This is a genomic window from Acinetobacter sp. Colony158, from assembly GCF_019264745.1.
Taxonomy (GTDB): domain Bacteria; phylum Pseudomonadota; class Gammaproteobacteria; order Pseudomonadales; family Moraxellaceae; genus Acinetobacter; species Acinetobacter ursingii.
On sequence record NZ_CP078523.1, the window covers coordinates 3,193,087 to 3,218,797 of the forward strand.

Consider the following 25,711-nt stretch of genomic DNA (forward strand, 5'->3'; position numbering starts at 1 on the left):
AGGGTTGATCTCCCCTCATTTTATTTTTAAGCTTTAATTTTATAGCGTCAGGCAGATAATTTTATCGCGATTTCCTGACTAATAATAGCCGCTGTTGCTGCTGAAAGTGTCCAGCCCAAATGTCCATGTCCTGTATTATAAAATACTCGCGGATGCTTTCCTTGTTTAATGACAGGCATCATATTCGGCATCATCGGGCGTAAACCCGCCCAAGGAACAGCATGTTCTGTAGATATGTCAAAGTTGGCATTGACCCAATTAATCAAGGGCTGAATACGATCTGCACGAATATCACGATTATAACCATTAAATTCTGCCGTTCCTGCGATACGGAAACGATCTTCACCTAAGCGTGAAGTCACAATTTTGGCACTTTCATCAAGCAGACTAACCCAAGGCGCATTTTGAATACTTTTTTGATCGTTTAAATGTATCGTAATGGAATAGCCTTTCACAGGATAAACATTCACTCGATCACCCAGCATATCTGCCAGTTGATAACTCCCCACGCCTCCACAAATCAAAATTGCATCAGCTTCTAAGCGAATAGGTTGATCTTTAGGTTCAAACATGTTTTCTGTGCTTGGCTGACAAGACACAATCACTTTCTGATCCGAAAGTTGCACTTGTTGTACATCTAGCCCAAAGCGATATTTCACGCCGTATTTTTTGGTTTTTTCAGCCAATCCTACAGTAAATTTATGGATATCACCTGTCGCATCGTCTGGCGTGTAATAACCGCCATAATAATCACCAGAGAGTGTAGGCTCAATTTGCTTAATTTCCTCTGGACTCACCGCATGTCGTGCCAATGTTCCCTTGCACAACATATCATTAACATTTTTGGCAATGTTGTAATCTGCTTCGCTATGGTAAATATGTAAAATTCCACGCTTTTCCAGATTGAAATCGACTTGTTCCTTTTCAGCAATTTCAAACAGACGTTTACGAGCCAGCAAAGCTAGTCTTACCGTTTCGAGTGTATTGGTTTCATAGTGTTTAATACTGGCTAAAAATTCAAATAACCAGCTATATTTATGAACATCGAAAGACGGATTGAGCAATAATGGTGCATCTTTTTTTGACATCCACTTCATGCCTTTCAACACCGTTGATTTTTGATTCCAGACTTCAGCATTACACGCAGATAGTTGACCACCATTGGCAAAAGACGTTTCCATGGCAGGAAATAAATGCCGATCGATCACTGTGACATCATAGCCCAATAAAGCCAATTCATAAGCAGACGTGACACCCGTGATTCCAGAACCAACCACAATTACATGAGACATATACAACTCCTTGAAATGAAACTCATCTCAAAAAATGCCCCATCTGTCTATGTACCTGAGAGCTTCGGTTTTCAATAATTCCTATTAATTATTTTAACCATCCCCTTCGGTGAGTATTTTTAAATACTTCTCTCCAGATTGAAGTCGATTATTACAGTCCTTTTGCCTGAGAGTTTCCGGGGTCGTTGCTCCTTCGGCGTGTTCACAGGAACATCTCTCCTGCAATAATTCATATTGTTATAAAAGCAATGTACATGCCAGTTTTCAAAAGTCCAACTTTATTTTGTAGCTCAAATAAAAAAACCTCATCAGCTTAAAGCTGATGAGGTTTCTGCGAATAAAATAGGTTGAAAAAGCTTAATCGTCGACCGGATAGGTAATCTTGATTGTCTTGATTCTATTTTCATCCATTTCCAATACTTCAAAACGAATGCCTTCATGATCAATCGTGGTACCAATCTGAATCGGTGAAGCTGCTTTATCCATAATTAAGCCCGAAACGCTTATATATTCACCATCTTCTGGCATGAGTTCGATCATCCCCAGTTCAAGCTCAAGCTGATACAAATCCAAAAGCCCAGTTGCTTGCCATGTACGTTCATCGATTTTTACCAATTCTGGCTGCTCATCGGCATCTGGAAATTCACCGGCAATTGCTTCAAATACGTCCAGCGGCGAGATCAGACCCTGCACTGTACCAAACTCATCACTCACTAAAACCAGTGACCCTTTGGAAGCACGTAAGGTATTAATCGCATCAATCACTTTCATACGTTCAAAGATAAAGATTGGACGCTGTCGCTTTAATAAAACTTTGACATGATCTGGATGATCCAGCGCATCAATTAAATCCTTAGCACGAGCAACCGTAATCACTTTATCCAAACTGCCGCGACATACGGGAAACAAACTATGCGGAACAGACAAAATCTGCTGACGGATATGTTCAGGATCATCATCAATATTGACCCAAGAGATCTGAGAACGAGGGGTCATGATCGATGCCACAGTTCGTTCGGCAAGGGTCAGTACACCGCCAATCATATATCGCTCATCATTTACAAATAATGTTTGAGATTCCGAGTTTTCATCCACAGCCGCAATTCGGTCTTTCTCACCCATCATTTTGAAAATGGCATTGGCAGTTCGATGACGTAATGGAATCTTGGACTGATTTTTTTCGACATTACGCTGTGAAAACTGATTAAAGGCTTCGATCAGAATGGCAACGCCAATACCTGAGTAGATGTAACCTTTTGGAATATGGAAACCCATTCCCTCAGCGATCAAGCTGACACCAATTAAAAGCAAGAAACTCAGACACAAAATAACGACGGTTGGATGTCGATTCACAAAGGCTGTTAAAGGTTTAGATGCGATGAGCATCACAATCACCGCAACAGTCACAGCAGTCATCATGACATAAATATTATCCACCATCCCAATGGCAGTAATAACTGAGTCTAACGAGAATACAGCATCAAGTACGATAATCTGTGCAACCACTGCCCAAAAACTTGCATAGGCTACTGAAGAATTCGTTTTGATTTCAGGTTTGCCTTCCATCTTTTCATGAAGTTCTGTCACCGCTTTATAAACAAGAAATAAACCACCCAATAGCAGAATTAAATCTCGTCCAGAGAATGTCATTCCCGCAACATCAATCAAAGGTTTTGTGAGTGTAACCAACCACGAAATAACAGAAAGAAGCGCCAAACGCATAATAAGCGCCAGCGATAAACCAATAACACGTGCTTTATCACGCTGTTCAGGAGGAAGTTTATCGGCCAAAATAGCGATAAAAACCAGATTATCAATTCCTAGAACAATTTCTAATGCAATCAGGGTCAGCAACCCTACCCAAATACCGGGATCTAATAAAAATTCCATCATTAGATCACCTCAAATACTTGAGAATAAATCAATAAAAATAACCTACACGGCGATGGATCCATTCACGGACACCCTTTTCAATTAAGATGGTTTTATTATGCATAACTTTTTCTACTTGTAATTATTTTTTTGTATATTGAGTAAATTTTTTAAGCTTAAATTAAGTTTTATAAAAATATCTTACAAACTTTAATCAAAAAAGTTAATTTATCGAATAATTTTAACAATTGCCGCACACAATCAAATAAAAAAGTGAAACACTCAGATTTATCCAAAATATTGATACTTTACAACTGGATAATGACTGCTATAAATTATCATATTGTGCTTTTGAGCACTGCATTTCCACCGGAATAAATATACAAATTCAAAAAATATTGCCAAACACATCACAAAATATTATGATTATTCTGCTAACACAACGACTTTAGAACAATACGGTATAGCAACAATAATTACACATTCACCAACTTGGGAATTATGAAATGAGTAAAAAATACACGAGGTTTTTACCAACCGCAGAGTCTTATGACTTTAACGAATTTCCATATTACTGGATTACACAAGTCCATGCACGTTATGTCCTAAACATTGATAATGTCCTAAAAAAATACGGTTTGGATAATTCTCGTCGGCGTATTTTATTAGCATTGAATTCAAAACCCAAAGCCAGTGTTTCAGATTTATCTGAGATGATCATTTCAAAAATGTCTACGACCACGAAAATCGTTTACCGCCTAAAAGATGAAGGGCTAGTCAATACCTTTTGTTGCCCTGAAGATGCGCGAATTACTCGGGTTGAACTCACTGAAAAAGGCAAAGAAATGATTTATAAAATTAATGACATTACCAGTGTAGTGCTTGAACAGTCTTTTGATGGCTTGACTCCTCTTCAACTGGAAAAAACCATTGAAAACTTAAAACAGATTTATAAAAATCTGTCACATTAATCAAAAAAGTTTAATTGCGGTGATATTTTCGTAGCAGTTTGACGTGGTACATGCATACATTCAAACTCATCAACAGGAAAACCCTCTATAAAACTTTGTATGTCAGGTGTTTTTAAATCAAGCCATTCATGCAAACGTTCATGAGGAATCACGATTACCGATCGTTTGACATCTCCTGGTTCGTGAAATTCTTTCATCATCGGGTGATCTATGGCGTCCATTGTAATCATGGCAGCCGAACGAATAATATCACCATCTAATCGACAAATTTCATAAATTGCTGCAATAAAGAAAGCTTCACCATCTTTACGACGCACACACCAACGTTGTGGTTTCCCATCAATATATTTAGCTTCATAGAACTCAGTGACAGGGATAACACCAAAATTACATTTAGTCGCGGCTTCAAAGAAGCTTGAACGCTGTAACAAGGTTTCACTACGCGCATTGTAGGTTTTTTTTGCAGAAGATAAATCAGTCGCCCATTTAGGTACTAAACCAAACATCACATCGCGCCATTCCAAACCCAATTCAGATTTAAATAATAAAGGTGTCGTATAAGCAGGATAAACTTCATCCAAGTATTCAAAAGGAATTGGAGGTAAATTCAATGCTTGAAGTTGACTATAAGTTAAAGGCTTAAAATTTGCGCACATTTTAATAAATCTTGATTACCCTTTATTTAAATGAAACTGATTTTCTATTTTTCAATAAAAAAGTCCCCGAAGGGACTTTTTTATCAACAGGTGATTAAATTAATCACCTGTATAACCTTTCAATTTTAAACGAGCTGCATGTAGTAAAGGCTCAGTATAACCTGAAGGTTGCTCAGCTCCTTTGAAAATCAAGTCAGAAGCTGCTTTAAAGGCAATATCATTGACAAATTTAGGCGCCATTGGCGTGTATTCTGGATCATTCGCATTTTGACCATCCACCACTTTCGCCATACGCTCCAGAACTTCTTCAACTTGCTCTTTGGTCACAATACCGTGACGCAACCAGTTCGCAACGTGTTGTGAAGAAATACGTAATGTCGCACGGTCTTCCATCAAGCCAACATCATTGATGTCTGGAACTTTAGAACAACCAACACCTAAATCAACCCAACGAACCACATAACCTAAGATACCTTGACAGTTGTTTTCAAGTTCTTTGGTAATTTCATCAGCTGTCCAGTTGGTATTTTCAGCCAACGGTGGAGTAAGCAAATCATCAAGTGGTAAAGCTTGCGTATTGAGTAACTCTTTTTGGCGTTCAGATACATTACATTGATGATAATGAATTGCATGAATCACCGCACCAGATGGAGACGGAACCCAAGCACAGCTTGCGCCTGCTTCTGGATGCTCAATTTTGGTTTTATACATGTCTAACAGCATATCTGGTTTTGGCCACATGCCTTTACCAATTTGTGCTTTACCACGTAAGCCTGTTTGCAAGCCAATCATGACATTACGGTTTTCATACGCAGGGAACCATTTTTGTCCTTTGATTTCGCCTTTACGAACAAACGCACCCGCTTCCATAAAGGTATGGATTTCGTCACCTGTACGATCCATAAAACCAGTATTAATAAAGATGGTACGATCTTTCGCCTGAGCAATACAGTTTTTCAGGTTTACAGAAGTACGGCGTTCTTCATCCATAATACCGACTTTAAGTGCTTTAGCAGGCAAACCTAAGGCTTGTTCTACGCGCTCAAACAATTCAACCGTAAATGCAACTTCTTCTGGACCATGCATTTTTGGCTTAACGATATACATAGAACCTTTACGCGAGTTCTTCAATGTATTGTTGCCACGAATATCTGGAATGGTAAGCAAAGGCGTTACTAAAGCATCCATGATGCCCTCATAAATTTCTTTGCCATCGACTAAAATCGCTGGATTCGTCATCAAATGCCCAACATTACGAAGAAGCATCAATGAACGACCATGTAACGTCGTTGTACCGCCAATCAGATTCTTAATAACACGATCTTCGCTGAGTTTACGTGTAACCGTTTTACCGTTTTTCTCGATAGACTCTGTTAGATCACCTTTCATTAGACCTAACCAGTTACGGTAACCTTCAACTTTTTCTTCTGCATCTACAGCCGCAACTGAATCTTCCAAATCCTGAATAGTGGTAACCGCAGCTTCTAAAACTAAATCTTTGACCCCAGCAGCATCTGTTTTACCAATTGGGCTGTTGGCATCTATTTCAATAATGACATGCAAACCATTGTTGAGTAAGACCACTTCGGTCGGTGCTGCTTCTTCACCGTTATAACCAACAAATGCTGATTCTTGCTTAAGCTTGGTTTTTGAGCCATCTTTTAAGGTCACTACGAGTGCTTTATTTTCAATCGCATAGTGAGTTGCATCGGCATGTGAGCCTTGTGCTAAAGCGAATGTTTGATCAAGGAAATTTTTAGCAAAAGCAATTACCTTTTCGCCACGCACTGGGTTATAGCCCTTGCCTTTTTCAGCACCATCCGTTTCTGGAATCACATCGAAACCATAAAGTGCATCGTATAAAGAACCCCAGCGTGCATTAGCAGCATTAAGGCTATAACGTGCATTACGTACAGGTACGACCAATTGTGCGCCTGCAAGTAAAGCAATTTCTTCATCTACATTTTCAGTGGTGATCTGGAAATCTTCTACTTCTGGTAATAAGTAGCCAATTTCTGTAAGGAAAGCTTTGTAAGCTTCTAATTCAAATTTGTTATTACGGTGCCACTCGTCAATTTTAGCCTGTAACTCATCACGCTTTGCCAAAAGCGCCGTGTTTTTTGGACTAAGATCAACAACGACTTGCTCAAAGTTCTTCCAGTAAGTTTCACTGTCCAAACCTGAAACTGGTAGAGCTTCATTTTCGATAAAGTCGTAAAGTTCTTTAGCAATCGCTAACTTGCCTTTTTGAATACGTGCCGTCATTGTCTTTCCTGATGTTGCTACTTTTTATAACAAGAGTTTCAAGTATACCGATTTATACTTTGCTGAATAGTAATATCACGCTGCTAAATAACAAGCATTTCAAAAACAAACCATCTTGTTGGTTCTTATTTAGCGAGGTAAAACTTTCATTTCAGCAATTCGCATACCCAATTACAGTGTATAAAATTTTTAAAATGCCGAAATTAGACTTAAGTTCAGATCAGTCTAATCGACTCCTTTTTCATAATGAACCATAGTTATAACAAAAAAATATGGCATTGAAAGCATTGGCTCAAAGAAATTTGTACATTCTTTTATAACGATTTAGATGCAAAGAAAAAGGCGTTCAATTTGAACGCCTTGAGTATCCATTATTTTAAAGCTTAGCTGTTTTCAGCGGCTTGATGAATCTGTCTGTGTTCAGAATGCAAATACTCATCAGATTGCATTTCTAGCAAGCGAGAACGAGTACGTTCAATTTCAAAAGCCAATTTCTCACCTTGATATAAATCAATGATGGAATCCTGAGAAGTCAGAAGCAATTTGACGCCACGATCATAAAACTCATCTACCAGATAAATAAAACGACGCACACCTTCAGATAAACTATCGGTTAAATGCGGCACATTACTGACCAAAACCGTATTATATAAGTTTGCGATTTCAATAAAATCTGCTGGACTGCGCGGTTTAAAGCAAAGCTCCGAAAACTCACACCAAAGCACATCTTCCGTATGACCTAACGTTTCTACAACACGATGATTAATGGTAATCGGCTCATCCGAATAACCTTGTGTTTGGGTAATGGCTTTAAAACGCTGTGCCATCCAGATTTTAGCATCATCAGTAAGAGGATACTTAAACAGTTGTGCTTGCTTAAGTACACGCAAACGATAATCGACACCTGCATCTACATTTAAAACCACACAATTCTTTTTCACCTGTTCAATTGCAGGCAAGAAACGATCTCGATGAATGCCGTTTTTGTATAAGCCATCTGGAGCAATATTTGAAGTTGCAATGAGGGTAATACCACGTGCAAACAACTTTTGGAACAAATCGCTTAGAATCATGGCATCCGTAACATTGGATACAAAAAATTCATCAAAGCAAATCACCACAGCATCTTTATAGATTTGATCCGCGACCAAATCTAATGGATTGCGCTGACCAGACAAACGATTTAGCTCACGATGTACATGCTGCATAAAATGATGAAAATGCATGCGAGTTTTACGGCGAAATGGAACAGAATCATAAAATTGATCCATCAACCATGTTTTACCACGTCCTACACCACCCCACATATATACGCCTCGTGGCGCAGTTTGGCGACGGAAACGGCGGAATGCTTTTTTTGAAGCTTTATAACGACTAATGAGATCCTGCCAAACTCGTTCTAATTCATGTACAGCCTGTGCCTGTGCTTCATCAGGCATAAATTGTCCTGAAGATAATGCTTGCGCATAACGCTCTGCAGGAGATAAAGGAGTAAACGCTGTACCATGAGGAGAATGAATGTTTGCCATGTCTTTTATTTGCTTTCAGTATTTGTAGAAAAAGTATATCGAAGATTCGATGCGTGAAAATAGAACTTTGGACTATAGCTTTGATGCTATTTTCCATACTGTCTTGGACTTTGTCCAAACCAGCGTTTAAATGCATGATTAAATGCAGCAGGTTCTGAATAACCCAGTAATTCTGCAATGACTTCGATTGAATATTCCTTATATTCCATAAGCTTTAATGCCTTAGTTTTAATTAACTGCTCACGAATTTGCTTATAACTCGTATTCAGTTGTTGCAATTGATGCCGCAGAGTTCGCTCAGGAATCTGAAGAGCAATCGCCGTTTCCGCCATTGTGGGAATTACACCCTGTTGTAATTCGAGATAGTTATGCACACGCTGTACCAGATCGGATTGCTGTGTTGCTTCATCATCTAAACGTTTGATCTCATCCAAACATTTAGCTTCATAGACGCGATGGGTTATGATATCCGCAGATGGGATTTTTACATCTAATACCGCTTGATTCAAACTAAAAACCGCATGATCTGCATTAAAATGCAAATTATTGCCATAATAATGCTGATACTGCGCTAGCATATTTAAATTTTGCGGCTGCGGGAATGGCAAATCCACTCGAATTTCAGGTGCCTCCAATCCCATCATTTTATAAATATCTAAAATAAATTTGTAAGTACCCGATATTTCACACTGGGCTCTTAAGCGCCCCATTTCTGTATTTAAATCGATGGGTACGTAAACTAATGACGCATATCCATCTCGTTCACTCAGACTGAGTTGTCCAAACAAATGCGTGAGACTTTGATATTCAATACCTTTATAAATGGCATGACGAATGCTATCGGCAGTGACCAACAACATTAATAAAGGTCCATAACCTGCCAGCGCGTAATGTTGTCCAATATATAAGCCTTGTTCAGAAGGAACATCCTGACTGATAATATGCTGGATATCCCATTCCAAACTATCATGAATAATAGAATGTGGATTGAGGGCATCTATCCGAATTCCAATATTTGCCAGACGCGAATCGACATCAATACCAGAATTACGCATTCCTTGTATTAAATACATGAGTCCAAGTATTGATCGCTTCATTCACAGTTCTATTTTTCGATTACTGTAGTGTTGTACTATAAAGCAGCAATAAAATTAATTGCCGAATCTATCAATTTTGATGTCGATCTAATCATGTTTCTGGCTCTGATAATTTATTAAACTGATTATAAATAGATCATTATTTCATTATCGGATCAATATCATGCAAGATTCCTCAATCAATGCAATTCAAAAAACAAAAGTTGCGATTATCGGTGCGGGTTTTGGTGGACTTGCAATGGCAATTCGTCTTCTACAAAACAATATTCATGATTTTGTAATTTTAGAAAAAACCAAAGATGTCGGTGGAACTTGGCGAGAAAACCAATATCCCGGTGCGGCTTGCGATGTCCAATCACACATGTACTCACTTTCGTTTGCACCCAAAACCAACTGGTCTAAACGTTATGCCGAAGCGGGCGAAATTTTTTCATATATTCAGGATATTACGGAGCAATTTCAACTTAGAGAATATTGTCAATTTGAGCATGAAGTTACCCGTGCAGAATATGATGAAGGGCGTTGTATCTGGACACTTTCATTTAAAGAGCATGCTCCTCTAGAAGCACAATTTGTGATTTTTGCTTCAGGCCCTTTACATGTTCCACAAATCCCACATATTAAAGGCATTCAAAACTTTCAAGGCAAAGTATTTCATTCATCAGAATGGGATCACCATTACGACCTAACAGGTAAAAATGTTGCTTCTATCGGAACAGGCGGCAGCGCAATTCAATACATTCCTGAAATAGCCAAACAAGTTAAGCAACTGTATGTATTTCAACGCACAGCAGCGTGGGTGATTCCAAGAGACGAGCGTCAATATTCACATTTAAGCAAATTATTATTTAAAAAATCAGACATTTATCGGCAACTTCATCGTGCAAGATTATACTGGAGTAATGAATCGAGAGTTATACCTATTGTCCAACCACAAATTATGAAATATGGACAAAAACTTGCAGAAGCTTTTATTCGATTTCAGGTAAAAGATAAAGCACTTGCGAGGAAACTGACCCCAGATTTTGTAATGGGTTGTAAACGTATTTTGATTTCAAATAAATATTTTCCAACCTTCAATCGTAAAAATGTCGAGTTAATAACCGACGGAATTCAAGAAATTACAGAAAATGCCATTGTGACCAAAGATGGTAAGCAAAGACAGATCGACTGCCTGATTTATGGAACGGGTTTTATTACAGATCCACGTATCTATCTAAAACATTTTGAATGTTTCGGGAAAAATCACCAAGAACTTAAACAAGCTTGGAAAAATGGACCAGAAAGTTATTATGGAATAACGACAGCAGGCTTCCCAAATTTATTTCAGCTTCTCGGTCCAAATACAGTGCTTGGACATAATTCCGTTATTTTTATGATCGAATCTCAAGTGAACTATATTCTTCAACTGATCGAGATGGTGGATAAAACTCAAACACTTGCTGTTGAGGTGAAAGCCGATGTTCAAACTCAATTTAACCATAAAATTCAAAAGCAACTAAAAGATACTGTCTGGCAGTCTGGCGGATGTGTCAGTTGGTATCAAGCTGCGGATGGTAAAAACTTTGCTTTATGGCCAACCTATACATGGAAATATTGGTTAGAAACCAGAACTGCGAATGCCTCTGACTATGTCTTTCTTGGGCAAAATAGAACAAATGATAAAAAACAGGTTGCTGCATAATTTTTTATCATCATAATAAGTAGGTTAAATATAACCTACTTATTTTATGCAATCCCTTATTTTAATTGTGCAAATTTTTATCGCAATTGGCTTAGGCTATTTTATTGCACCTCATTTAAAGCAAACCCTTCGCCAGTTTATATTTAAAACACTCCCCTACTTTTCTTACTTACTGTTAATCAGTGTTGCTTTTGAATTTGCTCAAGCCTTAACTCATTTAGAGCACCCTGAGCGGATTTTACCCACAGCTCTTTTAATTGCAGCATCAACTTCAATTGCTTCATTTTTTGTGTGTTTGATCGCTTATAAATTATTAGATAAAGACAGTGTACAGGGAACAATTTCTTTACATCTGTTTTTAAATGCATTAAAAAACATCAGTTATGCCTTTATTGCACTTGGTTTTGGAGCCACGTTAGGCTTTATAGTTCATCATTTTCAGATCAATGTGCTGTTCAATAGTTGGTATTTGCTTTTAGTTTTTATAGGTTTTATCGGTGTTGAACTTGCTTACACCCATTTTGACCGTACTTGGCTCAGTTGGAAAATACTGGTTGTACCTTTGGCTGCGATATTTGGTTCACTGATTGCTGCTTTCTTCTGTTTTATGCTTTTAACTGGCTATAGCTTAAATGAAGTGATTGCTTTATCTCAGGGTTATGGTTGGTATTCGATGTCAGGAATCTTATTTACTAAATTACATTCAACCGAATTAGGTGGCATTGCTTTACTCACTGATTTATTTAGAGAGATTTTTGCAATTCTGTTGATGTATTGCTTAGGTTGGCGCTTTCCTCGCTCTGCAATTTCAAGCGCTGGCGCAACATCAATGGATGTCACGTTAGCAATGGTCAAACAGTCATGCGGCACACATTATGTACCACATGCCATGATGAGCGGGATCATATTAAGTTTACTTGCACCCTTGCTCATTAGTTTCTTTTTAATGCTTTAGTTAAGTGATGCCCAAATACTTTTGAGCATCTCATTTGGATTTTCAGCTTTGGTAATCGGACGACCAATCACCAAATGAGTTGCACCATCTAGCATCGCTTGCTTTGGCGTCACAATCCGTTTCTGATCATCGGCACTTGAACCTTCTGGGCGAATCCCAGGCGTCACCAAAGAAAATTCTGAACCAATTTGCTCACGTAACATCTTAGCTTCTTGCGCAGAACATACTACGCCATCCAAACCACTGTCTTTGGTCAATTGAGCTAAACGTTTGACTTGTTCAAATGGCTCGACATCTAAACCAATATCACGTAAATCTTCTCTTCCCATTGAAGTGAGAACCGTAACAGCAATCAATTGAGTATGATAGTTCCCTGCTTTTAAGCGCTCAACGCAAGTTTCCATCATCTTACGCCCGCCTGAAGCATGAACATTGACCATCCATACGCCTAAATTAGCCGCGGCACAAACCGCCTGTGCCGTCGTATTCGGAATATCATGAAATTTAAGATCAAGAAACAACTCAAAGCCACGATCCTGTAAAATTCTGACCGTTTGTGGACCATCATGAGTAAATAGCTCTTTACCCACTTTTACACGACAAAGTGATGGATCGAGCTGATCAGCAATGCTCAAAGCGTCATATTGGCTCTTTGCGTCCAAAGCAACAATAATACTCACAAATTTATTTCCACAGCTTTAAATTCGGCTAATTATAGATGGATTCACGCATTCAACAAAGCAGGAATATGGCTTTTATGACAAAAGCCATATCACAAAATTGATCTGATCTATCTTTGTTCAGAGATCAGGATGGCACGTGTATCATCACCGAGTGCTTCAAGTATATGTTCTTGATCAGCAGCTTAACAAATATAATCCCCGTCATTTAAAATCACGGGTTCAGCACTCAACCCAACTTTTGCGTGTACTTGCATAATAATATGTTCAATACTTCCGATCGGGTGCGGATGAGTTATCCGTGGTTCACTTGGCTGAGTACTCAGGATATAAATCATGTCTTAGTTTTGTAGGACAATTCGCTAGTAAATTGCCTGATAATGCGAATCTCCGATCTAACTATAGACCCGTAATCCTGATTACAGTTAGAGTGACTGCCAGCTTGAGAGCTATAGGTTTCCCATAAAAAAACCCTTTAAGTCATAAAGGGTTTTTCTATTTCAATATCTCATGCTTTCATCTATAAATAAGACAATTTATAAAGGAGTTCGATTCTGAGTCTCAGGTTGAACTTCTACCACTGTCTTTTCATGCTTGGTATTCGCCGCAACTTGGGCAGCAGCAACCTGTGCCATTTGAATCTGCTCTTTACGCAGATGTTCAATATCCTTTCTCAGTCGTTTAATTTCCCAACCTTTTTGAATGACTTTAAAGACTAAAACACCCAGTAAAAGTCCAATGACAATTCCAAGTGCCAAAGTAATCAAAAGTAGTAAGCCCAAACGCATTGCTGGTATTTGCGTGAACAACAAATCCACAGATAACTCCGTACTATTTTGGAGTACCAATGCAAGCGAATAACCAAATAAAACAACGAGTAATGCGATCAAGATAATACGCATAAGCACCTCATTTTTATTAATTCTTAATTGTTATTTTGCCACAACTTCGTTTACCGCATCACGAAGTGCTTTTCCAGGTTTAAAGTGCGGAACGGCCTTCGCTGCGACTTCAACTGATTTTCCCGTCTTAGGATTACGTCCTACACGCGGATCACGATGATGCAATGCAAAGCTACCAAAACCACGAATTTCAATGCGATTATCTGTTGATAAAGCCTCGATCATTTGATCGATCATGATCTTTACCGCTTCTTCTACTAAAGGTTCTGCCAAGTGAGGATTCTTTAAGGCAATACGCTCAATTAAGTCAGATTTATTAAGTGCTTCAGTCGTCATTGATGACCTCTTTATTTCTTACTGATTTTCAATGACTTTAATAATAACCTGTTTAAATACAAAACGGTAGCGCAGTACACTAATACTACGCTACCGTTTACAGTAAATCGTATAAAAAGTACGAATTAGTTACACTAACCGTACTTTTATATAAGTTTTACTTCATTTGTGCCTTGATCAAGTCACCAATGGTCTTAGGACCATTTTCTTGAGAAGTCGTTGCAGTACGAAGATTTGCAACAGCTTCTTTCTCTTCAGCTTCGTCTTTCGCTTTGATAGACAAGTTGATAGAGCGAGACTTGCGATCAACGTTGATGATTTTCGCTTCAACTTCTTGACCAACTTCTAGGAACTTAGTTGCATCTTCAACGCGATCACGGTTGATTTCTGATGCTTTCAAAGTTGCTTCAACTTCGTCAGCCAACTTAACAGTTGCGCCTTTCGCGTCAACTGCAGTTACAGTACCTTTAACCAATGCACCACGTTCATTCGCTGCCAAGAAGTCATTGAATGGATCGCTGTTCAATTGTTTGATACCAAGGCTGATACGGTTGCCTTCAGCATCTACAGACAAGATAACCGCTTCAACAGTGTCACCTTTCTTGTAACGACGGATTGCATCTTCACCTTGTTCGTTCCAAGAGATATCAGACAAGTGAACTAGACCGTCGATACCGCCAGGTAAACCGATGAAAATACCGAAATCAGTGATTGATTTGATCGTACCAGAAACTTTTTCACCTTTGTCGTGAGCCTTAGCAAACTCTTCCCATGGGTTAGCACGAGTTTGTTTGATACCAAGAGAGATACGACGACGTTCTTCATCAACTTCAAGAACCATAACATCAACTTCATCACCAATCTGAACAACTTTAGATGGGTGGATGTTTTTGTTGGTGTGATCCATTTCAGAAACGTGAACAAGACCTTCAACACCTTCAGCGATTTCAGCGAAACAGCCGTAGTCAGTTAAGTTCGTAACACGAGCTTTAACGATAGAACCTTTAGGATAACGGTTCATGATCGCTAACCATGGATCTTCACCAAGTTGTTTAAGACCTAGAGAAACACGGTTACGCTCACGATCAAATTTAAGGACTTTAACAGTCACTTCTTGACCTACTTCAACCACTTCAGATGGGTGCTTGATACGTTTCCAAGCCATATCTGTAATGTGAAGAAGACCATCGATACCGCCAAGATCAACGAATGCGCCGTAATCAGTAAGGTTCTTAATTGTACCTGTAACAGTTTGACCTTCTTCAAGCTGAGCAAGAAGTGCTTCACGGTCAGCAGAAGATTCAGCTTCCATAACTGCACGACGAGATACCACAACGTTGTTACGTTTAGCATCAAGTTTGATCACTTTGAACTCTAACTCTTTACCTTCAAGGTGAGTTGTGTCACGGATTGGACGAGTATCTACAAGTGAACCTGGTAGGAACGCACGAACTGGACCGATGTCAACAGTGAAACCGCCTTTAACTTTACCAGAAATAACACCAGTAACGATTTCGCCATCTTCAAAGATTTTTTCAAGCTTAGTCCAAGTTTCAGCACGTTTTGCTTTTTCACGTGATAAAACAGTTTGACCCATACCGTTGTCAAGCGCTTCTACAACGACGTCAACAGTATCACCAACTTGAACTTCAAGTTCACGTTGTTCATTTAAAAATTCAGCACGGTCAACAACGCCTTCAGATTTAAGGCCAGTGTCAACAGTTACCCAGTCACTATCGATGCTAACAACAACACCTTGGATGACTGCACCCTTTTCAACGTTGAGGTTTAATTCACTTTCTTCAAAGAGGGCTGCAAAAGATTCGGTCATGATATACCTGATAAAGTCAGCGGTCTTGGATCAGACAAGGCCGGTTTAGTTAAGTCTCTACATAGTCCGTAATAAACTGATCAAGCTATGCTTTAACTGATTTAAAAAATCGGTTAGGCTTTTATACGTTGGTCGACGTAATCGGTCATCAACTGAAAAACTTGATCAATAGTCAAATTTGAGCTATCAATCTGATAAGCGTCTTCAGCTGGGCGCAAGGGTGCAACTGCTCGTTGCATATCACGCTGATCACGCGACTGTATATTAGCCAAAATGTCGTTCATTTTAACATCTAGCCCCATCCCCTGCAACTGCTTTACACGACGCTCTGCGCGCGACTCAGCAGATGCGGTCAGATAAATTTTGGCTTCGGCTTCTGGGAAAATGGAAGTCGCCATATCACGACCATCTGCAACCAGACCTGGGGGCAGAATAAAAGCGCGTTGTCGATCAAATAAGGCTTTGCGAAGTTCGGGAACTGCCGCAACCTGTGATGCAAACTCCCCTACGCGTTCTGTACGAATCGTTTGGGTCACATCCTCACCATCTAAAATAATGGCAGTTCCTTCATCTTTTGTTTCAAATTTAATATTAAGATGGGTCGCAACTTCTACACATTCATCTAAACGTATATCTAACGCATCAAGTAAGTTTTTTTGATGTAATGACAGCCCCAGCAATCGATATAAAGCACCTGAGTCAAGTAAATGAAAATCATAATGTTGAGCAAGTTTTGCAGCAAGTGTGCCTTTACCAGAACCACTTGGTCCATCGATTGTAATAATATGAACTGTCATTAAAATCCCACTAAGCGATCGATTTTGCTAATTTTGAAAAGCCTAGTGTAATCGCTGCTTTAAGTTGTGCAAGAATTAATTTGCTGACAAATGGAATTTTTGCGGTTAATTCAATGGTATAGGTCACTAAAGTTTTGTTGGGCGAAATTTCCTGAAAATCGATTCGACCAATATGATGTTTGATCAATGGATTATCGATTAATTTGTATTCGATACGCTTGTTTTCTTCCAACAAAGTAATTTCTTCTTTTAACGGCTTAAATGGCCCAAACCCCATACGACGTACTGACCCTAAACCATCTGGGCGATCAGGATCTGCGGAGTCCTTAACTCTCACCACTTGAATTGGTGCAAAAGCTTGGTTATAGGTTGCATGTTTTGAGAGTAGATCAAATACTTGATCTATCGGCGCATTAAATTCTTTTTTTATGGTGATGGCATTCATCACATCCCTCCAGATAGCAATGACAATTTATATTGTCAAAACACACTATCGAAACATACAAAAGGAATCAAGAGATGCTGCGTGAATGTTTTTTGTCAGTTCAGCGAATATGAGATTATTCTGCATCACTTTTTAAAGCGTTAAAATTAAGTAGACGCTCGGAACGCTTTTGCTCTCTTCGCTGCTTAAAAAAAAGGCTCAATTGCTCTGAGCATTGTTGTTGCATACAACCATGCTCAACGATAAATTTATGATTATAATAGCCTGAGTCGAGTAATTGGCGCGCACTGACCAACGATCCTGCCTTTGGTTCTGTGGTTGCAAATACCACACGATAAATACGCGAATGTATTAATGCGCCCACACACATCGTGCACGGCTCTAAAGTCACATACAAAGTTGCATCAGCGGGTAAGCGATAATTTTGAATCGATTCACAAGCCATGCGAATCGCACGAATCTCAGCATGTGCTGTAGGATCATTTAAACAAATCGGTGAATTATAACCTGTACCAATTACCTTATTTTGGCTCACAATCACAGCACCAACAGGTATTTCTCCTTTTGATGCAGCCAATGCAGCCTGCTCAAAAGCAAGCTGCATCCAATACTCATCAGAATAAATCGGCTCAGACATAAGCTAGTTGATAACACCATAATGTTTGAGCAATTGATTCCAGCTTTCAATATTGGTGACAGGTGGATGATCACCCAAAATACCTTTTAAGCTAAAATCTTGAGTATCTTTCCATGCAGGCGATAAATCTTTATCAACCAGACGTGCACGAACACCCTCTACAAAATCAGGATGGCGGATTTTCCAGTCAGAAATTTGCGCTTCAAGCTTAAACACTTCATCCCAAGCATGTACCTGCTTGCCCCATTGCCACAGAAGCCATGTAATTGCTGCCGTACTTGGTGAACCTTTTTGCAAGTTTTCACTGGCTTGGCGTAACCAGTCACTACGCGCATCATTTAGTCCAATAATCGCCTGATAGTCCTGCTCAAAACTGACGCCACGACAGACACTATGAATGACATCCAGAGAATTTTGTAGCGGCCCTGCTGCCACAGGTCGATGCAAACTATTTAAGGTATCATCAATTGCTCTAAAATCACCTGCGGGATAATGATTCCAGTCGATATCGATGACTTTTTTCAGTACATTATCACGTTGAGCATCGCAGATATGGGTTGCCCAACCAATGCTGTACGCACCAGCTGCCGTCATGATCGAACCTGTCAGCCCTGTAAATAAACCTATAGGACCACGATCTGCGAGGAAACGACTTGCACCGACATCAGGATACAAACCAATATTAATTTCTGGCATGGCTAAACGTGAATATGGCGTCACCAAACGAAATGGTGCAGCCATAAATAAGCCTAAACCACCGCCCATGACATAACCTTCACCCCACACAATCACAGGTTTGGCATAGTTATGAAGTAATAAGTCTAATGCGTATTCCTGCTCAAAAAACTGATTGGCAGTTTCCACTTCATTATTAATCACCAACTGGCGTAGCTTACGGACGTCTCCCCCCGCACAAAATGCTTTTGGCGTTGTAGAATCTAACCAAATGGCTTTCACCTGATCATCCTTGTGAAAATCCTCAAAGACACGCAATAGTGCAGTCGCAATCGACTCATCTAAAGCATGCAAAGACTTCGGGCGATTCAGGCGAACAATGCGCCAGCCGTTTTTTGCCTCTTCGACAATAAGATCTGGGTGATATCGGGTTACATCGGGAGAATTTGTCATGCGTCCAACTGCCAATCTATAGGCTCAATGCCATTTTGTTTCAAATAATTATTCGTCTTGGAAAAGACTTTACAACCAAAAAAACCGCCACGATTTGCTGCCAGTGGCGATGGGTGTGCTGCGGTGAGCACTAGATGTTTGTTTCGATCGATACGTTGTCCTTTACGTTGTGCATACGCCCCCCATAAAATGAAAACCACATGTTCACGCTGTTCATTTAATACATCGATAACATGATCTGTAAACTCTTCCCAACCACGTTTCTGATGTGAGGTCGGTTGTCCTGCTTCAACAGTCAGTACGCTATTGAGAAGCAAAACGCCTTGATTGGCCCATTTGGTCAAATCCCCATGATTTGACATAGGCACACCCAAATCAGTGTGTAATTCATGAAAAATATTGCGTAAAGACGGTGGTAAAGTGATGCCACGTTGTACAGAAAAACTTAATCCATTGGCCTGATTCGGTCCATGATAAGGATCTTGTCCCAAAATAACGACTTTGACCTGATCTAAAGGCGTGGTATTCAGGGCATTAAAAATTTGTTTACTCGGCGGATAAACCAGTTTTTGCGCCTGCTTTTCCTGAACCAAGAAATCACGCAAGTTATCCATCAGCGGACTTAGTAAAAAGTCTGCCAGTGAATATTTCCAACTTTGTTCTAACTGAACCTTACCCAGTTTATCCTGCTGTTGCTCAGTTAATTGCATTATTCCATCCTGAAATCAATCGATTACCTTTTATATTCTTTATTGACCTAGATGGTCACTTGTAACTCAACTTTTGGGTTTTGAAATTTAGCGCCTTGTTTTAATTGTTCATACATCTCTGGATCAGACCACTCTAATCTGACTTGCTCTGAAAATTCAATACTTTCCAGATCCAGTTCACCCATTTGTGTATTTTGAATATCTTCCAAAAAGCTTTGTGCATACCCTGTATCAGTTTCATGCACAATCACAGAATAAACCTCAACATCTCCTTCACCATTTTGGGTTTCCGTTGATTTTAAAACTTGCTGTGCCAAATAAAAGAAGATACGGGAAAACTGTTCTGCCGAAGGTGAAACAGGTAACGCCACCCAACGTGCACTAAATGTTTTACAGGCTTGAATATATTCAGCACTATCATTTTGCCAGAAACAAATCGCATGATCAAAGCTATCAAATAGTTCTTTGATGACCCCTTTGAGCAAACCGAAGTCGTATACCATTTGCCCATGATCAAGCTTGGAAGCTTTAAGTATCAACTCAACTTTATAGCTATGACCATGAATCGAACGTTTACAACGATCCGATGTACAATTTCGCACAATATGAGCATTTTCAAACTTAAATAACTTTCGGATTAACATGCGCCAAATTAAAAATAATGATCAACGAATTCTAATTATAAAGGAAAAAGTCGGAGCTTTACATTAATTTTAACGTTAATAGCAATAGTCAAAAAGTATCAGAACATTTATTTTTAGGTCAATTTTTCAACACTGATGAGCGATCGTACTTTTTAATACTTTTAAAAACGCGCCAAGCTTCTTGAATAGACAAAAACCTGTTTGTCCTTACGCATCAGGCTACTACTAAACTGACGTTTACGTTCACTCAACATGACCTCTATATGTGCCTGAAAATAATTGGATTTAACATCGAGTAAAGACATCACCCGTTGTTTATTGTCTGGATCAATATTTTTAAATGCATCTAATGACCAGAGATCATTGACACTATTAAAATATTCCATTTTTGCAAATTTTGCCTTAAGTTGATCGTCAATCGCGTGTTGATCCAGTTTTTCATCAATACTTGCCAGAACTAGAGCAGGTGCCGTATTAATATTGATTTTTGTGGATTGTGTAGTGGGTAAAGCACTAATATAAGGTTTGATCAAATCAAAATTTTTACCCTCAAAACCGCGTACCCTTTTTAATTCTTCAATATTATGAAACTGGGTATTGGGTGCAAGATAAGGCGGCTGTAAACCTTGATAATACGAACTTTCCGCCCCCATTGCGCCAGTAGGTTGATCATCTGGATCTTGCCAATCAATGACAGCCTGACTTAGTTCTGCTGGCAACCCAACTCTGACCAATAACTTTTCAAACCATTTTTGAACATTTTCATCAGGTGTTCCATCCGCCTTCACCAAATTATTAAGATTGAATTTTCCAGATTCATCCTGCAACTCTCCAGAAATATAACCACCTTCCACAGGAAAAGCAGGCATCGGCTTAGCCCACGTTTCACCCAGATGATCAACTTGCGCACTATCTTGAGCATCTTGCACCAAAAGCTCAGAAAAGAAGGCCTCCGCACTTTTGGCATAAAGCAAGGATTGATCTTGTCGAATCAGATAGGCTGTGTTTTCAGCAGTATTGCTTTGTTTTTTTGCAATTGTTGCGGCCAAAATTGTTGCTAACGCCACCATCACCAGAATTGTAATCAGTGCAATACCTTGCTGGTTCTTTATGCGGCTTCTCATCATGACGATTAATTCTGTCCAGTCTGATTAGTGGAATTGTGATTGGTATTATTCGTTGAATTATTATTGTTGCTTGATGCATCATTTTGTTGCTGCTTTAAAACAATAGCTTTAGTATCCAATAAGTTGTAAATCCATTCATATTCAGTTCCTGCAATGGCGACATCAATTTTTAAACCTGCGGGCAGAAGTTTTAAATTTTGAGTCTGAGTAAAATCTAAATTTGCATCAGGCCATTGATTTAAAGCTTGAGGATTCAATACATTAATTTGAAACTGTTCCACATTTTTCAATAGGATACTGGATTGAGGCTGTGCACTATTGGGTAAATTCAAATCTGAATATTTTAAGCGATAGACTACTTTCTGCGAAACATCATAGCGATACTCAATCCGCTCATAGGGCGATACCCCCTGCCCTAATGGATCAGTCACACCAGCTTTGCTAAACTGGAGTACGTTATTATTCAGTGATAATGCTGGACGCATTTGCCCATTCATATTTGCCGTAAGTGGAATGATCTGTAGAGTATCTCGCAAAATTTGCTGATATGCGTCTTGTAAAATAAAAAGTTGCTCTTCGTGCTGAGCATTTCGATCTTTAGTCTTGATGAGATAATCAAAAACTTTCCAACCCAATGCAGACAATACTGCAAATATCGCAATCGCGACTAAAAGCTCAACCAACGTAAATCCTGAGCGAGTATTAACAAAGCAACGCTTTGTCCGAGCGCAAGGTGAGAAGCTATGCCTTGAGTCGCGAGGTTTTAATCGAGCAACGCTCGATCCTGNNNNAAGACGAGAAGCTGTGCTTTTAGTGCGAAGATCAGCGCAAGGTGAGAAGCTATGCYTYGAGTCGYGAGGTTTTAATCGAGCAACGCTCRATCTGAGAAGCAACGCTTCGCAAGAAGACTGAGAAGCTKTRCTTYGAGTACGAGAATGAGTGCAAGACACGAAGCCATAGGTCGATTGGCAAGGTTGAAATTGCGTAATTATTTTACGTCTCGAAAAAATGGCTTCATTACAAGCTTGATTGTCATTTTTATTTTTCATTGCGTTTTGACTTGTTGAGGATAATTAAAAAACACAATATTGGTAATGCCAGATTCGATCTTACCTTGCTCATTATTAAATAAACTGACTTGTATCTCAACCCGCTGTACATTAGGGCTGATGGTCGATTCAGAGCGCTTATCAATTTGCCAAGTTTCACCCTGAGAGGTAATTTGCTTAGATTCAGTTCCTGTCAGCCATTGTTTATTAATTTCCATTTGAGCCGCCTCATTCATGGCAACAAACTGGGCTTTGGTTCTTAAAATGGCATTTGCAGTGGACTGAGTGTATTGCATACCCACTTTTGTCACGGCAACAGCTGCAATTGCAAAAATAGCCAAAGCCACCATCACTTCAAGTAACGTAAATCCTGAGCGAGGATTAACAAAGCAAAGCTTTGTCCGAGCGTAAGATGAGAAGCTATGCTTCGAATGGCGAGGACTAACAAAACATAATTTTGCCGCTGCGCAAGACGAAAAGCTCTGCTTCGAGTGGCGAGGTTTAAATCGAGCAATGCTCGATCTGAGAGGCAGCGCTTCGCAAGAATAATGAGAAGCTATACGTCGAATGCGAGGATGAGCATAAGACCAGAATCCAGAATCGGGTTTATTGGTTTTCATTAATATTACCCAGATGATCAACCTCAATTGGATCACCAACAGGGTTTTGTTCAAAATAAAACTGGATTCGTACTGGTTTTACTTCACCATTACCAAACCAAATTAATTTGGAAGCTTGTTGATTAATTAAATCCTGTTGAGTTGCATTCTGATAGTTTTGATCAACAGATTCAATATTAAACGCAACTCTTTCAGGTAATACTCTGACAGGAAATTCCGAATAAGGTTGCCATTTTTTATCTTCCTGAATAACCGTTTGAGCACGAAGGTCATGATATTCAGCCAGCTCATAGCTAAATGGGGCAACATCGGTCGCATTATGAGTTAATAGAGCAAAAATACGGGATTGATCAACCGATTCTTTATTGATTTTTTTTAAATCGAGAATAAAAAATTCACGTGCTTGCATTGCTTTACGCTGATCGACCCCACTGATATTTAATAAAATCAGCGAAGCCAAAATCGCGATAATAACAATGACCACCATCAACTCGATCAACGTAAATCCTGAGCGAGTATTAACAAAGCAACGCTTTGTCCGAGCGCAAGAYGARAAGCTATGCTTGGAGTGGCRAGGTTTAAATCGAGCARCGCTCGATCTGAGAAGCAACGCTTCRCAAGAAGGCTGAGAAGCTATGCTTCGAGTRYGAGRATRAGCGCAAGACGARAAGCTATGCTTCGCGTGTTCATCCTGATTAGGCATATTGTTCTTGAATAAACTTAGGCATTGCCAAAGCCTGATCAATATAGGCGATACGTAACGTATCTCTGGAACCCAAATAACGCTGATAAAAACTCGAATTTAAAATAGCGGCTGCACCATGTGTAAGCGACCAAATTCCAGCCAAATAATCACGTGTCGTCATTGAGCTTTGGATTGACTCCAGATAAGTATCTGTCATACCAATAATAATGCGTAAACGTTTCTTACGAATCTGATAAAGCTCTTGAAAAAGTTGCTGTATCCCTTGTCCAGTTGTCGACAAACGCTCTTCGATCTGATGAAACATCACAGTACGTTCAGGATGATGCAAATGATGTAACATAAAAAAAGCTAAATGCTCCTGAAAAGTCTTTTGCGTATCCTGCACCATTTCGTGCAACATCTTTTCATTACGAATGATCAATAAAATATACAGTTCATCTTTACTTTGAAAGTGCTTATAAAGCGTGCCTTTAGCAAGATCAAGCTCCGCTGCCAAAGCATCAAGTGTCATACCTGCTTCGCCATTTTCCAATAGGAGTTGTTCTGCAACCTGAAATATCAATATTTCTCTTGCTCGAAACTGAGCCTGACGATCCATCTTCACGCAATAACTCTCTTACTTTAGCTTTCGTTTAATTCAACTATTTCATATTCAGAAGATTTTCAAAGTTTTGGCGAGTAATAGCTGCCATTTCTTCTAGAGGTTTATCATATACATCACTTAAAGCTTTGGCTACAAATGGCACATATTTTGGTTCATTTGATTTACCACGATAAGGCATAGGTGCCAAATAGGGGCTATCTGTTTCGATTAACACCCGATCAAGTGGCACTTGTTTAGCGACATCTCGTAAATCTTGCGCATTTTTAAAGGAAATAATGCCTGAAAAGGAAATATAGTAACCACAATCTAGCGCCGCTTTTGCTGTTTCCCAATCTTCAGTGAAACAATGTAAAATACCATGTGTCGAATGTTCAGCACGAATAATCTCAATGGTATCTTGCTTGGCAGAACGAGTATGTACCACCACTGGTTTTTTCACAATTTTAGATGCCGCAATATGCCTTACAAAACATTGCTTTTGTTGTTCTACAAATTCAGTGCTGTGATAATAATCAAGCCCCGTTTCGCCTAATGCCCAAACTTTATCAGATTGTGCCAATTCAACCAGAAATTCAGTGGTCGCTCGCGCCATCGTGGCTGCATCTTCACAGGGATGCACACCAACCGTATATCCTACATCATCATGGCGTTCGGCGATTTGAGCAAGTTGAAGATGATCATCCAGATCCACTGAAATACTCATAAACTTGGATACACCTGCTTGACGCGCCTGTGCCAAGGCCTGATCCAAATCTCCATCATAAGCTGTCAAATCCAGCATGGTCAGATGACAATGAGTATCTACAAACACAATTTTTTCCTATTTTTTACATGGTGAAATTAGGACGATCAGATACACTACCTGCCAAAAGCTTCTCTGCTTCATTTTTGTAGTAGATCCCCTTTTCACCACTGAGTTGAATCGCAAAACCATGCGGTTTAACCCCAGTTTGTTTACGTGAAATCCAGATCACTTTTCCAGTGAGTGGAATCTTTTGCGACTGCTCAGGCAAGGTAGCCAGTACAAATATCTCGTCACCCAGCTTGACAGCTTGCTTGGAAGGAATAAATAAACCACCACCTTGCACAAAACTCATATAACTGGCTTGCAAGGTTGCACGATCAGGAATATTTAACTGAATAATTCCGCCCATCATACGTGGTTCCATTCTAC

Annotated in this window: 26 protein-coding genes, 1 pseudogene and 1 riboswitch; of the genes and pseudogenes, 3 read left to right on the forward strand and 24 right to left on the reverse strand. The window is 39.4% G+C overall.

Going from position 1 to position 25,711, the window contains the following annotated elements:
• Positions 1 to 47 precede the first annotated feature (47 nt).
• Positions 48 to 1,292, reverse strand: coding sequence for a D-amino acid dehydrogenase (locus JR005_RS12950; RefSeq protein ID WP_104794991.1), 1,245 nt, complete (start codon positions 1,290 to 1,292; stop codon positions 48 to 50).
• Positions 1,293 to 1,436: 144 nt separating this feature from the next.
• A riboswitch (glycine riboswitch) is annotated at positions 1,437 to 1,524 on the reverse strand.
• Positions 1,525 to 1,649: 125 nt separating this feature from the next.
• The gene (locus JR005_RS12955; protein WP_104795010.1) at positions 1,650 to 3,182 is read right to left on the reverse strand and encodes a TerC family protein; all 1,533 of its coding nucleotides are present in this window, start codon (positions 3,180 to 3,182) and stop codon (positions 1,650 to 1,652) included.
• 488 nt (positions 3,183 to 3,670) lie between these two features.
• Between JR005_RS12955 and JR005_RS12960 the strand changes: the two genes are divergently transcribed.
• The gene (locus JR005_RS12960) at positions 3,671 to 4,135 is read left to right on the forward strand and encodes a MarR family winged helix-turn-helix transcriptional regulator (RefSeq protein ID WP_004997357.1); all 465 of its coding nucleotides are present in this window, start codon (positions 3,671 to 3,673) and stop codon (positions 4,133 to 4,135) included.
• Here the strand turns inward: JR005_RS12960 and JR005_RS12965 are convergent.
• From JR005_RS12965 to JR005_RS12980, 4 genes are all read right to left on the reverse strand, one after another.
• Positions 4,132 to 4,791 carry an SOS response-associated peptidase family protein gene (locus JR005_RS12965; protein WP_218665233.1) on the reverse strand — a complete coding sequence of 220 codons (660 nt, stop codon included), beginning with the start codon at positions 4,789 to 4,791 and terminating at the stop codon, positions 4,132 to 4,134. The two genes, JR005_RS12960 and JR005_RS12965, sit on opposite strands and share 4 nt — an antisense overlap.
• 99 nt (positions 4,792 to 4,890) lie before the next feature.
• Positions 4,891 to 7,056, reverse strand: coding sequence for a malate synthase G (locus tag JR005_RS12970; protein ID WP_218665234.1), 2,166 nt, complete (start codon positions 7,054 to 7,056; stop codon positions 4,891 to 4,893).
• A gap of 383 nt (positions 7,057 to 7,439) precedes the next feature.
• Entirely contained in the window at positions 7,440 to 8,585 is a 1,146-nt protein-coding gene (zapE, locus tag JR005_RS12975; RefSeq protein ID WP_004997212.1) for a cell division protein ZapE, read from the reverse strand.
• A gap of 86 nt (positions 8,586 to 8,671) precedes the next feature.
• A complete protein-coding gene (locus tag JR005_RS12980; RefSeq protein ID WP_034697761.1) occupies positions 8,672 to 9,682 on the reverse strand; it encodes a helix-turn-helix transcriptional regulator in 1,011 nt (336 codons plus the stop codon).
• 163 nt (positions 9,683 to 9,845) lie between these two features.
• Here JR005_RS12980 and JR005_RS12985 point away from each other — a divergent pair, with 163 nt between their 5' ends.
• Both JR005_RS12985 and JR005_RS12990 read left to right on the forward strand, forming a co-directional pair.
• Complete coding sequence (locus JR005_RS12985) at positions 9,846 to 11,366, forward strand: flavin-containing monooxygenase (protein WP_218665235.1); 1,521 nt, start codon at positions 9,846 to 9,848, stop codon at positions 11,364 to 11,366.
• 46 nt (positions 11,367 to 11,412) lie between these two features.
• The gene (locus JR005_RS12990) at positions 11,413 to 12,321 is read left to right on the forward strand and encodes a lysine exporter LysO family protein (RefSeq protein WP_004989415.1); all 909 of its coding nucleotides are present in this window, start codon (positions 11,413 to 11,415) and stop codon (positions 12,319 to 12,321) included.
• Here JR005_RS12990 and pyrF read toward each other — a convergent pair.
• From pyrF to JR005_RS13075, 18 genes and pseudogenes are all read right to left on the reverse strand, one after another.
• Positions 12,318 to 13,001: an orotidine-5'-phosphate decarboxylase gene (gene pyrF / locus JR005_RS12995; protein WP_004989417.1), complete on the reverse strand. Its 684-nt coding sequence runs from the start codon at positions 12,999 to 13,001 to the stop codon at positions 12,318 to 12,320. The two genes, JR005_RS12990 and pyrF, sit on opposite strands and share 4 nt — an antisense overlap.
• 110 nt (positions 13,002 to 13,111) lie before the next feature.
• Positions 13,112 to 13,387 (reverse strand): annotated as a pseudogene (locus JR005_RS15175) (transcriptional regulator); the annotation flags it as partial.
• A gap of 150 nt (positions 13,388 to 13,537) precedes the next feature.
• A complete protein-coding gene (locus JR005_RS13000) occupies positions 13,538 to 13,903 on the reverse strand; it encodes a lipopolysaccharide assembly protein LapA domain-containing protein (protein WP_004989418.1) in 366 nt (121 codons plus the stop codon).
• 30 nt (positions 13,904 to 13,933) lie between these two features.
• A complete protein-coding gene (locus JR005_RS13005; RefSeq protein ID WP_004989420.1) occupies positions 13,934 to 14,239 on the reverse strand; it encodes an integration host factor subunit beta in 306 nt (101 codons plus the stop codon).
• 157 nt (positions 14,240 to 14,396) lie between these two features.
• Positions 14,397 to 16,070, reverse strand: coding sequence for a 30S ribosomal protein S1 (gene rpsA, locus JR005_RS13010; RefSeq protein WP_004989421.1), 1,674 nt, complete (start codon positions 16,068 to 16,070; stop codon positions 14,397 to 14,399).
• 113 nt (positions 16,071 to 16,183) lie between these two features.
• On the reverse strand, positions 16,184 to 16,867 hold the full coding sequence (gene cmk / locus JR005_RS13015; protein WP_218665236.1) for a (d)CMP kinase: 684 nt from the start codon (positions 16,865 to 16,867) through the stop codon (positions 16,184 to 16,186).
• 10 nt (positions 16,868 to 16,877) lie between these two features.
• Positions 16,878 to 17,315: an SRPBCC family protein gene (locus JR005_RS13020; RefSeq protein WP_034697759.1), complete on the reverse strand. Its 438-nt coding sequence runs from the start codon at positions 17,313 to 17,315 to the stop codon at positions 16,878 to 16,880.
• A gap of 112 nt (positions 17,316 to 17,427) precedes the next feature.
• A complete protein-coding gene (tadA, locus tag JR005_RS13025) occupies positions 17,428 to 17,949 on the reverse strand; it encodes a tRNA adenosine(34) deaminase TadA (protein WP_218665237.1) in 522 nt (173 codons plus the stop codon).
• A 3-nt stretch (positions 17,950 to 17,952) separates the two neighbouring features.
• Positions 17,953 to 19,077: an enoyl-CoA hydratase/isomerase family protein gene (locus JR005_RS13030; RefSeq protein WP_004997179.1), complete on the reverse strand. Its 1,125-nt coding sequence runs from the start codon at positions 19,075 to 19,077 to the stop codon at positions 17,953 to 17,955.
• The gene (gene ung, locus JR005_RS13035; protein WP_004997171.1) at positions 19,074 to 19,787 is read right to left on the reverse strand and encodes a uracil-DNA glycosylase; all 714 of its coding nucleotides are present in this window, start codon (positions 19,785 to 19,787) and stop codon (positions 19,074 to 19,076) included. Before ung ends, JR005_RS13030 begins: the two co-directional genes overlap by 4 nt.
• Positions 19,788 to 19,834: 47 nt before the next feature.
• Positions 19,835 to 20,431: a 6-pyruvoyl trahydropterin synthase family protein gene (locus tag JR005_RS13040; protein ID WP_151732311.1), complete on the reverse strand. Its 597-nt coding sequence runs from the start codon at positions 20,429 to 20,431 to the stop codon at positions 19,835 to 19,837.
• 161 nt (positions 20,432 to 20,592) lie between these two features.
• Positions 20,593 to 21,558, reverse strand: a complete 966-nt coding sequence (gene gspK / locus JR005_RS13045) for a type II secretion system minor pseudopilin GspK (RefSeq protein WP_151732310.1) — start codon at positions 21,556 to 21,558, stop codon at positions 20,593 to 20,595.
• Between the two features lie 5 nt (positions 21,559 to 21,563).
• Positions 21,564 to 22,241, reverse strand: a complete 678-nt coding sequence (locus tag JR005_RS15030) for a GspJ family type II secretion system protein (protein ID WP_228731707.1) — start codon at positions 22,239 to 22,241, stop codon at positions 21,564 to 21,566.
• 362 nt (positions 22,242 to 22,603) lie between these two features.
• Positions 22,604 to 23,227, reverse strand: coding sequence for a type II secretion system minor pseudopilin GspI (gene gspI / locus JR005_RS15180; RefSeq protein ID WP_218665239.1), 624 nt, complete (start codon positions 23,225 to 23,227; stop codon positions 22,604 to 22,606).
• On the reverse strand, positions 23,214 to 23,714 hold the full coding sequence (locus JR005_RS13060; RefSeq protein ID WP_267460125.1) for a type II secretion system protein: 501 nt from the start codon (positions 23,712 to 23,714) through the stop codon (positions 23,214 to 23,216). Before JR005_RS13060 ends, gspI begins: the two co-directional genes overlap by 14 nt.
• A gap of 208 nt (positions 23,715 to 23,922) precedes the next feature.
• Positions 23,923 to 24,531, reverse strand: a complete 609-nt coding sequence (locus JR005_RS13065; protein ID WP_004989445.1) for a TetR/AcrR family transcriptional regulator — start codon at positions 24,529 to 24,531, stop codon at positions 23,923 to 23,925.
• A 43-nt stretch (positions 24,532 to 24,574) separates the two neighbouring features.
• Positions 24,575 to 25,348, reverse strand: coding sequence for a TatD family hydrolase (locus tag JR005_RS13070; RefSeq protein ID WP_218665241.1), 774 nt, complete (start codon positions 25,346 to 25,348; stop codon positions 24,575 to 24,577).
• Between the two features lie 16 nt (positions 25,349 to 25,364).
• Complete coding sequence (locus JR005_RS13075; protein ID WP_004989449.1) at positions 25,365 to 25,706, reverse strand: PilZ domain-containing protein; 342 nt, start codon at positions 25,704 to 25,706, stop codon at positions 25,365 to 25,367.
• Between the last annotated feature and the right edge of the window lie 5 nt (positions 25,707 to 25,711).

What these genes read in the sequence shown, in the direction of transcription:
- JR005_RS12950 (WP_104794991.1), bottom strand. Translation starts at nt 1,292, where the DNA reads ATGTCTCATGTAATTGTGGTTGGTTCTGGAATCACGGGTGTCACGTCT.
- JR005_RS12955 (WP_104795010.1), bottom strand. Translation starts at nt 3,182, where the DNA reads ATGGAATTTTTATTAGATCCCGGTATTTGGGTAGGGTTGCTGACCCTG.
- JR005_RS12960 (WP_004997357.1), top strand. Translation starts at nt 3,671, where the DNA reads ATGAGTAAAAAATACACGAGGTTTTTACCAACCGCAGAGTCTTATGAC.
- JR005_RS12965 (WP_218665233.1), bottom strand. Translation starts at nt 4,791, where the DNA reads ATGTGCGCAAATTTTAAGCCTTTAACTTATAGTCAACTTCAAGCATTG.
- JR005_RS12970 (WP_218665234.1), bottom strand. Translation starts at nt 7,056, where the DNA reads ATGACGGCACGTATTCAAAAAGGCAAGTTAGCGATTGCTAAAGAACTT.
- zapE (WP_004997212.1), bottom strand. Translation starts at nt 8,585, where the DNA reads ATGGCAAACATTCATTCTCCTCATGGTACAGCGTTTACTCCTTTATCT.
- JR005_RS12980 (WP_034697761.1), bottom strand. Translation starts at nt 9,682, where the DNA reads ATGAAGCGATCAATACTTGGACTCATGTATTTAATACAAGGAATGCGT.
- JR005_RS12985 (WP_218665235.1), top strand. Translation starts at nt 9,846, where the DNA reads ATGCAAGATTCCTCAATCAATGCAATTCAAAAAACAAAAGTTGCGATT.
- JR005_RS12990 (WP_004989415.1), top strand. Translation starts at nt 11,413, where the DNA reads ATGCAATCCCTTATTTTAATTGTGCAAATTTTTATCGCAATTGGCTTA.
- JR005_RS13000 (WP_004989418.1), bottom strand. Translation starts at nt 13,903, where the DNA reads ATGCGTATTATCTTGATCGCATTACTCGTTGTTTTATTTGGTTATTCG.
- JR005_RS13005 (WP_004989420.1), bottom strand. Translation starts at nt 14,239, where the DNA reads ATGACGACTGAAGCACTTAATAAATCTGACTTAATTGAGCGTATTGCC.
- rpsA (WP_004989421.1), bottom strand. Translation starts at nt 16,070, where the DNA reads ATGACCGAATCTTTTGCAGCCCTCTTTGAAGAAAGTGAATTAAACCTC.
- cmk (WP_218665236.1), bottom strand. Translation starts at nt 16,867, where the DNA reads ATGACAGTTCATATTATTACAATCGATGGACCAAGTGGTTCTGGTAAA.
- tadA (WP_218665237.1), bottom strand. Translation starts at nt 17,949, where the DNA reads ATGTCTGAGCCGATTTATTCTGATGAGTATTGGATGCAGCTTGCTTTT.
- JR005_RS13030 (WP_004997179.1), bottom strand. Translation starts at nt 19,077, where the DNA reads ATGACAAATTCTCCCGATGTAACCCGATATCACCCAGATCTTATTGTC.
- ung (WP_004997171.1), bottom strand. Translation starts at nt 19,787, where the DNA reads ATGCAATTAACTGAGCAACAGCAGGATAAACTGGGTAAGGTTCAGTTA.
- JR005_RS13040 (WP_151732311.1), bottom strand. Translation starts at nt 20,431, where the DNA reads ATGTTAATCCGAAAGTTATTTAAGTTTGAAAATGCTCATATTGTGCGA.
- gspK (WP_151732310.1), bottom strand. Translation starts at nt 21,558, where the DNA reads ATGATGAGAAGCCGCATAAAGAACCAGCAAGGTATTGCACTGATTACA.
- gspI (WP_218665239.1), bottom strand. Translation starts at nt 23,227, where the DNA reads ATGAAAACCAATAAACCCGATTCTGGATTCTGGTCTTATGCTCATCCT.
- JR005_RS13060 (WP_267460125.1), bottom strand. Translation starts at nt 23,714, where the DNA reads ATGGTGGTCATTGTTATTATCGCGATTTTGGCTTCGCTGATTTTATTA.
- JR005_RS13065 (WP_004989445.1), bottom strand. Translation starts at nt 24,531, where the DNA reads ATGGATCGTCAGGCTCAGTTTCGAGCAAGAGAAATATTGATATTTCAG.
- JR005_RS13075 (WP_004989449.1), bottom strand. Translation starts at nt 25,706, where the DNA reads ATGGAACCACGTATGATGGGCGGAATTATTCAGTTAAATATTCCTGAT.